Here is a 12,268-nt window from a genome sequence, read left to right as displayed (position 1 = left end):
GGTGAGCCCGAGCGGACGCGCGTCAGGCCGCAGGCGCTTCAGGCCGCAGGCGCTTCAGGCCGCAGGCGCTTCAGGCCGCAGGCGCTTCAGGCCGCAGGCGCGTCAGGCCGCAGGCGCTTCAGGCCGCAGGCGCTTCAGGCCGCAGGCGCTTCAGGCCGCAGGGGGTACCCTGGGCGGAGGCACCGAGTCCCGCCGCAGGCCGCGGAGCCGCGCAGGCAGGTGCCAGAGCGACTCGAAGATCCCGAGCAGCACGTAGAACCCGAGCAACCACACGAGCACGAACGCAGGCTGCAGCTGCGTCGAGATCACCGCGCTCGACCCGACAGCGAACGCCACGAAGAGCACCGTCCGGACGTTGAGCCGGAGATCCTTGAAAGAGCGGAACCGGATGGTCGAGACCATCAGCAGCGACAGGATCGTCGTGGTGACGAGGATCGCCGACGCGTAGCGCTCGCCGCCGATCTCGCCGGCGGCCGCGTGGTTCGCGACCACGATCGAGACGAGGATGCCCGCCGCGCCCGGGATCGGGAGGCCGACGATGTACTTCGAAGGCTTCGTGGGCTTGCCCGCCTCACCCATGGAGAGGACGTTGAAGCGCGCCAGCCGGACCGCGCCGCACGCCGTGAAGATGAACGACACGAGCAGCCCCGCGAGATCGAAGCGGTGCAGCGTCCACTGATACACGAGCATCGACGGCGCGACGCCGAACGAGACGATATCGGCCAGCGAGTCGATCTGCAGGCCGAAGGCGCTCTGGGTCTTCGTCATCCGCGCGACACGCCCGTCGAGGGTGTCGAAGAACATCGCGAAGACGATCAGCAGCGCGGCGCGGTAGAAATCATCTTCCGACTGCGCGGTCGCGGAGCGCCGGATCGAGTCGAAGCCACAGAAGATCGATGAGAGCGTGATCAGGTTCGGAAGCAGGAACAGCGTCTTCCTGAGCTCGAACCGCCGTCGCTTCCGGATCATGCCGCCTCCCAGTTAGGCAGGCCAGGCTATCGCCGCAGGGACCGCGAACGCAAGCGCCGAAGCGCACACGCGAGTCGCTAGAAGGTTACCGCGAGCCAGGATTCGGGATCGTTTCATTCCGCTGTCATCTTCGTTGCAGACGTCGTTTTTCCGCCGTCGCTCAACGTGCGAGCCGCGCCATACCCGGCTCACTCCATACCGCCTCCGGGACCTCCGCGCCGGGATCGAAGCGGCACACCATCGGGCGGAGCTCGACGGCCGGGCCGCTCGCTCCGCCCGCAGCAGCAGCCGAGCCCGCCGCAGCCCGGAACAACCACGACTGGGCGAGATCACCGGGGATGATCGCAGAGCGGGGAGCCCTCCCGATCGCTCGCGCCTCCCAGCCCGCAACACACGGCGCGGCAGGCGTGCCGTGGAGCACCATGGAGGAGGTCAGGAGCACCGTGACCTCGGGCGGGCCGGAGGGACCAGCGGCGTCGACGACGAGCACCGGGTGGCGTGTGCCCGGGAACAAGGCCGTGCTGCCGAGGAAGAACGGCGCCTCCTGGCGCGCGGTCGCCGCGCGTTCGGCGGCAGAGCAGGGGCGCGGCGTGTCTCCGAGGTCGAGCGGCGTCGGCAGCGGCTGCGCGGGGCCGAGCGTGCCATCCGCGCGGAACGGCTGGAAGATCGACCACGCTGCCGCGTGCCCGGGATCGGCGACCAGCGTCGTCACGCCGATCGACCGTCCAGCGTAGGTCCAGTCGGTGTGCACGATCCGATCGCGGCCCGCCGGCGGAGCGACCGAGACGGCGTCGATCGCCCACGCGGCGCCCGGGCCCGGCGCGGCAGACGCGCCGGCGGGAGGCGCCGGGCGGTGGGCGAGCAGCATCCCGATCACCGGGCCGTTCGACGCCTGCCGGACCATCCCCACGCCGACGGGCTGGCCGTCCGCCAGGACCGCATCAGCGCGCACGTCGAGGCTGCCGTGAAGGCCCGACGCGGGCCAGGACGGGAAGTCGAAGCGCTGGAGCTTCCCCGGCGGCTCGTAGAAGAACGTGAGCGCCGAGTGAGCGCTGTCGGAATGCGGCCTGATGAAGAGCCCCCGGAGCGAGACCGACAGGAGCGCGGGATCGAAGAAGTCGTCAGGGGGCGCCGCGCGGCGCGAGGCGGCGCCTGCCGGGCCGGCCTGCGGCCGGGCGCCCGCGCGCGGCTTTCGCGCGGCGTCGGGGACGACCTTCACGTCGCCGAGCTCGAACGGGCCGGCGTCGGGGATCGTGCCGCGGCCCGAGGTGCCATCCATCCAGTTCTCCCAGGCGACCTCGACGTTGCGCATCGGGGCCCCCGGCGCCGCCGCGCCGCCTGGGATCCGCAGGCGCGCCACGGCGTAGCCCTCCATCTGGGAGGTGACGTTGGTCGCGACCCGCGCTCGCCCGAGCCCCGCCGGCACCGCGGGCAGCAGCGATCGCGTGACGACCCGCGCCTCCCCGGCGCCGGACTCGGGGAGCATCGCGGAGACGACGTCGACGGCGCCGCTCGGGGCGCGCGTGAGCAACGACCACACCGACCGGCCGCGCAAGAGCTCGTCGCCGTCGGGCAGGCCGAGGCCGCTCGAGTCGACATGGTCAACGCGCGTCCACTTCGAGGACGGCAGCGTCTCGCAGACGATGGGCGTGCGCGCGGAAGGCTGCGCGCGCGGGGCCGGCTCCGGCGCGCGCGGCAGCGCGCCGTCGGCCTGGCCGCCCCAGCCGACGCGGGTCGCCACGTCGCCGAAGAGGCAGCCGCTGGCGCCGCACGCGATCGGGAGCTGGGCCTGCGAGAGCTCGCGCGAGAGCGCCGGCATCTCCGGGAGCTCCGCCCAGCTCACGCCGCCGTCGAGCGACTCCCAGAGCGCCGCGACGTCATCGCCGCTCTCGCGCGCGCGCGACGCGAGCGCGAGCACGCGCCGCCCGAAGCCGGCGAGCGCCGCGCTCTCCGCCGGCGGGGTCGTCGCCGTGAGCACCCGGCCGTCCTCGTCGGCGGTCAGGTACGTGAGCGAGCCGCGCTCCGAGAGCAGCAGGCTGACGGCGCCGTCTTCCGCCACGCGCAGCGCGCTCTCCTCGACGATCTCGAACCCCTCCGTCGACGAGCCGTCGCCCGGCCCGCCCTCGGCGTCCTCGTCCTCGCCCTCGGCGCCATCAGCCTGCGGGGCGGGCAGCGCGGCGGTCGCGTCGAGCGGCCGCGGCGCGAAGGTCTCGCCGCCGTCGTGCGAGACGAACAGCGCGAGGCGCTCGTCCTTGCCGCGGAAGCCGAGGAAATACGCGGAGCGCCCGTCCGCCGAGAACGCGGGCAGCACGGCGGGGGCGCTGAGCGTGGGGGCCGCCGCGAGGGCGACCGCGGCGCGATCCTCGTCGTGGGCGCCGTCGTGGGTCAGGAGGAGCGGCGCGGTCGGCTTGCAGCTGTCCGCGCCGTCGCTCGTCTTGCAGACGCCGGTCAGGAGCGCCGCGCCCTCGGGCGCCACCGCGACGCCGACCTGGTCGATGTCGGGCGTCTCCAGCGTGGCGACCGGCGACCACGCGCCGCCGCCGTCGTCGCTGCGGAGCACCCGCGCCACGACGCGATCGCCGTCCGGCTCGGCGCACACCGCGACGACGCGCCGGCCGTTCGCGCCGAGCTTGATGCTCCCGCAGTCGCCCGTGCCAGGCATGGCCGCTTCCTTGAGCGGGCCCTCGATGGGGCCGCTCGCGAAGAGCCACGGCGCGCCGGCGTCTTCCGGGCGGACCGCCTCGACGTAGCGATCGCCGCTCATCGCCGCCCGCCCGATCGCCACGGCGGAGGCGGACGGGGCGCGCGGGGTCGTCACGTCGAGCTCGACTTCAGCCCGCGGGAGCGTCGCCGCGCTGCGGGAGAACGCGGGCGCGTGCCGTGGATCCCAGGTCGCCGACGCGAGGAGCCCCTCGGCGAGGAGCTCGCCCCCGGCGGCGCCGACCCGCGAGAGGCCCATCGTCGGGAGCGGCGCGCGCGCCCAGGTGCCCCCGCCGTCCTCGCTGGCGAACAGCGCCTCCGGCAGCGCGAGCACGAGCGCGCGGCCGCCGTCGGCCATGGCGACGCCGAAGGCGCGCGGCTGGGCCCCGCCCTGCCCCGCGGCGCCGTCGAGCAGGACCGGCTTCCAGCCGAGCTCCTCGCGCCACCGGAGCACCCCGCCGCCCCGGGTCACGCCGATCAGCGAGCCGCCGGCGCCCGCGACCTGCAGGAGCGGCTCGGGCGGAGAGAGCGCCCGCGTGAGCTGGCCGAGCGGCGAGGAGGCCTCGTAGATCGCGCCGCTCTCGCCGACGAACATCCAGGAAGCCGGCGAGCGCCGCACGATCGCGGTGAGCTCCTCGGGCGCAGGCGAGGCGCTCGTCCTGCCCTGGCCGGCGCAGCGCGCGGCCTGCGCAGCGGGCCCGGCGGCGCTCGACGGCGGCGTGGACGTCCGTGAATCGGGCGTCACCGTCCATCGCTGCCCTCCCTGGGCGACGACGACGCAGCCGGCACCGGCGAACGGCGCCCACGCGACCGCGGCGTCGGGCGCCGCCGGGTGGTAGCTCCAGCGCGCCGGCGAGGAGTAGGCCGCGCCCGCGGCGTCCGTCGACGGGAGGGCGGCCGCGGCAGGGCGGGACGGCTGCGCCGGGGCGCCCGAGCAGCCCGCGAGCGCGCACGCCGACGCGAGCGCGATCGGCGCGCGGGTCCGCGACGGCGGCGCGGTCATTCGACCCAGCGGGCGACGAACAGGTTGGTCTCGCCAGGCTTCGCGCCGTACCGGTTCGAGGCGAAGACGACGTGCTCGCCGGTCGGTGAGAACATCGGGAAGCTGTCGAAGCCCTCGTAGAAGGTCACGCGCTCGACGGGCGGCACGCCGTCCGCCGTCGGGGGCGCCTCGGAGTCGACAAGGTAGAGGTCGAAGTTGGGCATGCCCCGGGCACCCAGCGGGGTGCTGAAATCGGAGGCGAAGAGGATCCGCCGCGAGTCCGGGAGGAAATACGGCGCGAAGTTGGCGCGGCCGTTCTTCGTCACCGGGCGCGGGTTCTGCCCGTCGGCGCCCCCGACGAAGATCTCGAGCGCGCTGGGGCGCACGAGCCCCTTGGCGAGCAGCGCACGGTAGTCGTCGAGCGCCGTTCCGGTCGGGCGGCTCGCCCGCCAGACCAGCTTGGTCGCGTCGGGGGAGAAGAAGGCGCCGCCGTCGTAGCCGGGCGTGCTCGTGATGCGCTTGACGTCCGAGCCGTCGAGCTTCGCGGTGTAGAGCTCGATGTCCCCGTCGCGCGTGCTCGTGAACACGAGGCGCGAGCCGTCGAACGCGACGGTCGCCTCGGCGTCGTAGCCCTTGCCCTGGATGAGAGGGCGGAGCTCCGAGCCGTCGGCGTTCGCGGTGTAGATGTCGAACTCGTCGAGCGGCCAGACGTACCCCTGCGAGTGGTCGGGCTTCGGCGGGCACGCCTCGCCGGCGGCGTGCGTGGAGGCGAAGAGGACGCGCGCCTGGGCGGAGGCCGCGGGCGCGGGGAAGAGGAAGTAGCCGCAGGTGGTCTTGCCCTGGCCGTTCGAGACCCGGCGGACCTCGCCGCTCTCCAGATCCAGGATGTATTGCTGGTCGCACGTGTTCCCGTCGCGGGTCGACTGGAACACGAGCTTCCTGCCGTCGGGCGACCAGTAAGCCTCGGCGTTCTCGCCGCCGAAGGTGAGCTGCCGGAGCTCGGCGAAGTGCTTCTCGCGCGGATCGGCCGCGACGCTCTTGCCGGCGCGGATGCGGAAGGGAAGCCACTCGGGCTTCGCCGTGGTCGTCGCCTCCGGGATCTGGCCGAGGGGCTCCTTCGGTCGGGGTTCCGAGGAGGCACAGGCGGCGAGCAGCAGGCAGGCGAGCGGGGCGGGCAGCCTTCGTTTCATGGCCGCGCGACCATAGTACGAAAGCGGCGAGCCGTCGCGGGGAGGCGGCCGCAGCGGGTCAGCCCGAGGCAAGGCGCGGGTGGCGAACCGGGCGGTGGCGCGGGTCGGGGGGCCTGCTCGGCTGCTGATGCCGGAAAATCACGCGTTGGCGAACGCACCTGAGCTGGCGAACGCACCTGGGAGGAGCCCGTGGACGTCCCCCATGCCGTCGACGAGGAGCACGCGACGGAAACCCGGACCCGCTACTCCCGAAAGATGGTCACCGTCGTCGGCGTCGTATGGCCACCGCCAACGCAGTTCGGGAAGCTGCCGTCCGACGTCGGAGCGCCGCAGACGTCATCGCAGTCGCCGAGGACGTCGACGATGCAGCCCTGCGTGTCGACGCCCGTCCCGCCGCACACGCGGCTGATGAGCGTCGAGCCGGGCGACTTGCACGCGAACCGGCGCTGCTCGGGCGCGAAGAGGTCGCCGAAATAGGCCCCCTCCCGCTGAGGAAAGGCTTCCTGCTCCGCTTGATCCGCGTCAAGGGCCTTGTGCTTGCCACGCATCGAGAGAGGCACGCTCTCCCCGAGATAGTTGATCCTGGCCAGGATGCAGGCGGAGAGCCAGCCCTGACAGCGGGCGTTGCACTGACCATGATCTCGGCCCCACTCGGGAGAAAGACCGATGCTCCCATCGAACCCATAGGTCTCGCCGTCCATGGAGACCTGCACGGATTGCCCGTCGGGGAGCGCGCAGCCCACCACATACTTCAAGAACTCGCGGGCCAGGGGATCCCGCAGCGCGCTCATGACATTGCTGCTGCTCGCGATCGCTTCGCTCGTCAGCGGGTTGCCCGTGAGCGCATCCGTCGCGAGCCTGTCTGTCGTGAGCGCGCTGGCCTTGAGCGCGTTCGTCGTGAACGCGTTATGCGTCATCACCTGCTGCGCCGCCACGCCGCCGTCTTCCTCCAGCGGATCCGCCTCGCCGATACAGGCCGCTAGACAGATGCACCAGAGACCCAGAAACGAGATTGCGAGTTTGAAACGGTACTGCATAACCCCCTCCCCACAATTGAAACACGCGTCGGGAATTTCCTCAACGAATTTTCCGGAGGAACCCTACGAATCCGCGCCTGCGATGATGTCGTGAGAACAGCGAAAAACGGCGTATCAGGCGCGCTCGTGGGCGGCGCGCGACCCCTGGGAGAGGCGCGCACAGAGAATCCCACGTGCGGCGAAGTGCGAGCTCATGGCGCGTCTCGGTCGCCGAGCCACTGCGCCGCCAGCGCCAGTACCTCCCGATTGTCGAGCGCGGACAGAAACTGGTCTCGGTAACGAGGATTCGATATCTGCTTGGCGCGAGAGAGCACGCTCTGGCGCGCCTGCGCGATCGCGGCGACCGCCTCGACCTGCCGGCCGCTCGCAAGGAGCGCCTCGGCCCGCACGAGCCGGATCAGCGACTCGCCCTCCTCGACCGCGCCGAGCGACTCCAGGAGGGAGAGCGCGTCGCCGGACAGCGCCAGCGCCTCCTCGACGCGGCCCTTCCGGAGCAGGACGCGCGCAGAGAGGGCCCACGCTGCGGCGCGCAGCGGCGGCGCGCTCTGCAGGAGCTCCGCGGCCGCGCGGGCCTCGGCCTCGGCTGCGCCGAGGTCGCCGCCGAGCAGCGCCGCCTTCCCCAGGTAGGCGCGGGCGATCCCCTCCGCCCTCGGATCGCCCAGCCGCTGGAACGTCGCGATCGCCTCCGCCTCGACCCGCCGAGCCTCGTCGAGATCACCGCGGGCGATCATCACGTTGCCCAGGTTGCTGCGGGCGAACGCGGCCAGATCCGTCAGCTCCATCTGCTCCGCAGCGCGGAGCGCGGCGCGCAGCGCGGCCTCGGCCCCCTCGTAGTCGCCGAGCTCCATGGTGATCGAGCCCAGGTTCACCTGCAGCGAGCACGCGTTGCGGCGGTCGCCGCTCCGCTCGAACACCGCGAGCGCCGCCTCGATGCCGTCGAGGCAGGCGCCGGGATCGCCAGAGGTCATCGCGCGGATCGCGCGCGCCTCGTAGAGCCTGGCGAGCACCTCGACGTCGAGGGATCGGCCTTCCGCCCCGCTGCGCTCGAGCGCCTCGATGAGCCCGTCCGCGGCGGCGTAGCGACCGCCGAAGACAAGCCACAGGGCCCCCTCGACGAGGCAGATGTCCCTCCGGGTCAGGGCGCCCTCGCGCGGCGACGCGCCGCGCGCGGTCGCCACCCACGACTCCACGCGCTCGAACGCACCTTGCTTGCCAGCGGCCATGATCACCCCGGTCACGGCGCGGTACCAGGACGGCGAGCCTGCCTCGAAGAGCGCGACGGCGTCGAGCGCGCGCTGCTCGGCCACGGCGAAGTCGCCGCGCCACACGCGGGCCTCCGCCTCGACGAGGAGCAGCCCGCCCGCCTCCTCCCCGGTCGCGCCGCACTCGCGGCCACGCTCGGCATGGCCGATCGCGGCGAGGAGATCGTTGCCGCGCAGCGCCTGCTCCGCCGCGCGCCCGTACCACGCCGCCGCGCGCCCCGGCTCGGCGCCACGCTCGAAGTGCTCCGCGAGCTCCGCCGCGTCGCCCTTCCCCTCCCCTTCGAGCCACTCGCCCGCCAGGCGGTGGCCGAGCCGCCGGTCGTACTCCGTCAGCGCCCCGTACGCCGCCTCCCGCACAAGGCCGTGCCGGAAGCTGTACTCGGGATCGTCCGCGCCCGCCTGGATGGGAGGGCCGGGCTCGAGCGCCGCGGCCCGGCCTGCCGGCGAGGCCTCGCGCTCGGGCCCGTCGCCAGCCCCCCCGCCGGCCCCCCCGCGCGCGGAAGACGCGGCGGAGAGGCTCTCGCCGTGCGCGCCGCCCCGGCCAGGCTGCCGCCTCTGGACGATCACCTCACGCTCGACGAGCTCGGCGAGCCAGACTGCCACCTCGGCGTCGGCGCCGCCGAGCAGCGCGGCGACGCCGGCGGGCCGGAAGCTCTGGCCGAAGACGCTCGCCGCCCGGAGGACACGCCGCGCCTCGGGATCGAGCGCCTCGAGCCGCGCCTGCACCATCGCCAGCACCGTCTCCGGCAGCGCGGCCCCTCGCCCCTCGGCGGCAGCACGGATCTGCTCTTCCAGGAAGAAGGCGTTGCCGTCGGCCCGCTCGATCAGCGTGCCGATCATCTCCTCGGTGACGGCGCCGCCGAGCGCCTGGCGCGCGAGCCGCTCGCTGGCGCGGCGCGAGAGCCCCGTGAGCTCGATCTCCTGGACGCCGCGGCCGGCCCACAGCTTCGGGAACATCTCGCGCACCTCGGGCCGGCCGAGCGCCAGCACCATGAACGGCGCGTCGCGCAGGTTGCGGAGGGCGCTGTTGATCATGCCTACCGTGGGCAGGTCGCCCCAGTGCATGTCCTCGAGGACGAGCAGCACCGGCTGCGCTGCGCACTCCGCGCGCAGGAACTCCTCCCACGCGAGGTGCAGCTGATCGCCCATCAGCACGGAGCTCCGCCGCGCCGCCCTGAGCGCCTCGCTGGCCTCGTCCGGGAAGGGCGTCCCCACGAGCTCGCCAAGGAAGGGCGCGACGTGGGCGCCGCGCTCGCCGTGACGGCCGACGCGCTCGCGGATCTTGCGATGCACCGCCGCGGCCGGCGCGCCGTCGGCGACGCCGAGCGCGCGGCGGAGCACCTGCGCCAGGAGGCCGAAGGCAGAGCCGGCGCTCATGGGGTCGCCGCGCGCGATCCAGACCGCCATCGGCTCGTCCCGCGCCCGGAGGCGCCGGAGCAGCTCGACGCGCAAGCGCGACTTGCCCATGCCGGCGGGGGCCGTCACCAGCACCGCGGACGGGGTCTGCTCCTCGATGCACTGGACGAAGGTCGCCTCCAGGAGCGACAGCTCGCGGTCACGGCCCACGCAAGGCGTCGGCTTGCCCAGGAGGCGCGGCACCGCCTCGAGGTCGTCGCACTCGCCGCGCAGGAGGTGGCCGGCGTGATCCGACCCGAGATCGAAGCGCGCGCCGAGCAGGCCTGCCGTGACCTCGTCGATACGGACCACGCCGAGCCGCGCCTCGTCGCCGGCGAGCAGCGCGGCGGCCTGATCGATGAGCTTGCCGATGGGAGAGCGGGCGGTGATCTCGGCGCGCCCAGACACGAGCGCGACGGGCGCGCCGCCGAGCAGCACCTGCATCGCGAGCGCGCACCGCGCCCCCCGGGCGGCGAGATCGGTCGGCGCGACGAGGCCGGACAGCACCACGACGGGAGAGCGCGCCTCGATGATCTCGAGGCGCCCCTGGTGGCGCTCGGCCAGGGCGCTGAGCGCGCGCACGCGGAGCGCGTCCTCGCCCTCGGACCGGGTAGCGTCGTTGTCGAGCGCGCCGTCGCGGGCGACGAGGAGGCAGATCATCCGGCGCTCGCCGGTCGTCAGCTCGGGCGTGGGGCCGCCGATGGGCACGGGGAGGCCGCGCCGCGAGGCAGGCGCGAGCTCACCGAGCGACCCGAGCTCGGCGGCCACGGCCGCGCCGTCGCGGGGGCGGTCGCGCGGGGCCTTGGCGAGCATGCGCGTCACGAGGTCGTCGAGCGCGGCCGGGACCTCGCCGCGGAGCTCCCGGAGCCGCGGCGGATCCTCGAGGAGGACCTTCACGAGCACGGAGAGGCCGTCGTTGCCGACGAACGGGGGCCGGCCGGTGAGGCAGCGGTAGAGGATGCAGCCGAGGGCGAAGACGTCGGCGCGGGCGTCGATGGCGACCTCGCCGCGCGCCTGCTCAGGGGCCATGTAGCCGGGGGTGCCGAGCATCACGCCGGGCATGGTGAGCTCCTGGCCGGCCTCCGCGACGCGCACGACGCCGAAGTCGAGCAGGGTGACCTCGTCGACGGAGCCGCCGACCAGCAGGAGGTTGCTCGGCTTGAGGTCGCGGTGGACGATGCCGAGCCGGTGGAGGGCCCCGAGCGTGGAGGCGACGTGCACGCCGAGCGAGAGGCTCTCGGGGACGGTGAGCGGCTCGCGGAGCAAGCGCTCGGCGAGGGTCTCGCCGGAGAGCCACTGCATGGCGAGGTAGAGCTGGCCGCCCTCGGTCGTGCCGTGGGCGACGTACCCGACGACCCCGGGGTGACGGAGCGCGGCGAGCGCGTGGGCCTCCCGGCGGAAGCGGTGCGACTCCTGCGGGCCCGTGCGCTGGAGGATCTTCAGCGCGACCGGCTCGCCCGTGAGCCGATCGTGGGCGCGGAAGATCTGCGCCATGCCGCCAGAGCTCGCGTGCCCTTCGATCTCGAAGCGGTCGGCGACGATGTCACCAGCGCGCATCAGCGGTACCCCTGAGACGACTCAGAGAGCCGCAGCGCTCGCCTGTGGGGTGCTTCGGACGAGCTCATCGCAGGGACCGAGGATATCCAGAACTGCAGCGCTCCCCGTCAGCAAATTGTGCTGTAAGCAAGGCAACGTCAGGGACCGCTGCGCGATGAGCTCGCCGCACGCGGCGAGGGCGGATCCGAGGTTGTGCGCCTCACCACATACGAACAACGATGTACCCGACGTCTGCCCGAGTCGATTAGCCCGACGCGTGTCCGTCCTTGGCGCCGAGTACGTCATCGACGAGCTTCACCCAGGCGCGCTTTCCGTCGAAGACCGCGACCAGCTCATGCACAGGGGCTGCGCCGGCGGCGACCAGCTCGACCGCGTAACGGCGATCACGGACTTGCCGCGCCGCGGCCAGGAGCGCCTGCTCCGGGGTCTCGCCTCGCTGTGGCACCTTGAGCTCCAGCACGACGCCTGGACGGCCCGGCGCGCGCGGCCGCACGAGCAGGTCCGCGCGGCCGAGCCCGGACTCGCGGTTCGAGCGAACGTCGTAGTCGCCCTCGAGCTGCACGAGGAGGCCCAGAATGAAGCCGTGATAGAGAGAGGGGTTGTCCTTGAGGGCGGCAGAAGAAGAAGTTCCGGAAGAACAGCATCACCTCGCCGAAGAAGCCGTTCAGGAAACCGGACTGGATGGGGGAGTCGTACTCGTCGATCAGGATGGCCACCTTCTGGCCGTTGTAGCGTGCGAGGTGATCGGAAAGCTCTTCGGTGAGCCACTGCAGTCTTCCTTGGAGATCTCTCCGAGGAGCATGTGCTCGTAGTGTCGCCGCTCATCGGGGCGGAGCGCGTCGCTCTTCAGCAGGTGTTGATGCTGGCTATAGAGGCGCTGCACCTCGGTGCGGATCGCGTCCAGCGTGATCTCGTAAGAGAGGGTCTTGATGTCCTTGAACGTCAGAAGGAGGACGGGGTACTGCTGGAAATGCTCACGCGCCGTCGGGTCGCTCCAGACGGCGAGATCCTGGAACAGCGGGGAGAGGACCTCGTCGCGTTTCCCGAGGAAATACGCGAGGGTGGATAGGTTCAGTGTCTTTCCGAAGCGGCGCGACCGCTGGAACAGGACGATCTGCGCAGGATCGGCGAGGAGCTCGGCCGGAATTGGAAAGACGTCTGCTGAGCTCAGCAGTC

General features: G+C 72.9%; 7 protein-coding genes. All 7 read right to left on the bottom strand.

Going from position 1 to position 12,268, the window contains the following annotated elements:
* Positions 1-150: 150 nt before the first annotated feature.
* The 7 genes from pssA to WME79_RS08865 all read right to left on the bottom strand — a co-directional run bounded on the left by pssA (position 151) and on the right by WME79_RS08865 (position 12,167).
* Entirely contained in the window at positions 151-969 is an 819-nt protein-coding gene (pssA, locus tag WME79_RS08895) for a CDP-diacylglycerol--serine O-phosphatidyltransferase (protein WP_437534194.1), read from the bottom strand.
* A gap of 160 nt (positions 970-1,129) precedes the next feature.
* On the bottom strand, positions 1,130-4,672 hold the full coding sequence (locus WME79_RS08890) for a hypothetical protein (RefSeq protein ID WP_437534193.1): 3,543 nt from the start codon (positions 4,670-4,672) through the stop codon (positions 1,130-1,132).
* Positions 4,669-5,841 (bottom strand): TolB family protein, encoded by a 1,173-nt coding sequence (locus WME79_RS08885; RefSeq protein WP_437534192.1) that lies wholly within the window; start codon positions 5,839-5,841, stop codon positions 4,669-4,671. The genes WME79_RS08890 and WME79_RS08885 overlap by 4 nt, the downstream gene beginning before the upstream one ends.
* 242 nt (positions 5,842-6,083) lie before the next feature.
* The gene (locus WME79_RS08880; protein ID WP_437534191.1) at positions 6,084-6,878 is read right to left on the bottom strand and encodes a hypothetical protein; all 795 of its coding nucleotides are present in this window, start codon (positions 6,876-6,878) and stop codon (positions 6,084-6,086) included.
* Between the two features lie 191 nt (positions 6,879-7,069).
* The gene (locus WME79_RS08875; protein ID WP_437534189.1) at positions 7,070-11,092 is read right to left on the bottom strand and encodes a serine/threonine-protein kinase; all 4,023 of its coding nucleotides are present in this window, start codon (positions 11,090-11,092) and stop codon (positions 7,070-7,072) included.
* Positions 11,093-11,336: 244 nt separating this feature from the next.
* Entirely contained in the window at positions 11,337-11,669 is a 333-nt protein-coding gene (locus WME79_RS08870; RefSeq protein ID WP_437539804.1) for a PD-(D/E)XK nuclease domain-containing protein, read from the bottom strand.
* A gap of 126 nt (positions 11,670-11,795) precedes the next feature.
* Positions 11,796-12,167, bottom strand: coding sequence for a hypothetical protein (locus WME79_RS08865; protein WP_437539802.1), 372 nt, complete (start codon positions 12,165-12,167; stop codon positions 11,796-11,798).
* Between the last annotated feature and the right edge of the window lie 101 nt (positions 12,168-12,268).

The sequence above is a fragment of the Sorangium sp. So ce726 genome (assembly GCF_051521405.1).
Classification (GTDB): domain Bacteria; phylum Myxococcota_A; class Polyangia; order Polyangiales; family Polyangiaceae; genus Sorangium.
This window is presented reverse-complemented; position numbering and strand designations above follow the sequence as displayed.

Excerpts from the sequence above, each read along its gene's own strand:
- WME79_RS08885 (WP_437534192.1), bottom strand. The coding sequence starts at position 5,841 with ATGAAACGAAGGCTGCCCGCCCCGCTCGCCTGCCTGCTGCTCGCCGCC.
- pssA (WP_437534194.1), bottom strand. The coding sequence starts at position 969 with ATGATCCGGAAGCGACGGCGGTTCGAGCTCAGGAAGACGCTGTTCCTG.
- WME79_RS08880 (WP_437534191.1), bottom strand. The coding sequence starts at position 6,878 with ATGCAGTACCGTTTCAAACTCGCAATCTCGTTTCTGGGTCTCTGGTGC.
- WME79_RS08875 (WP_437534189.1), bottom strand. The coding sequence starts at position 11,092 with ATGCGCGCTGGTGACATCGTCGCCGACCGCTTCGAGATCGAAGGGCAC.
- WME79_RS08890 (WP_437534193.1), bottom strand. The coding sequence starts at position 4,672 with ATGACCGCGCCGCCGTCGCGGACCCGCGCGCCGATCGCGCTCGCGTCG.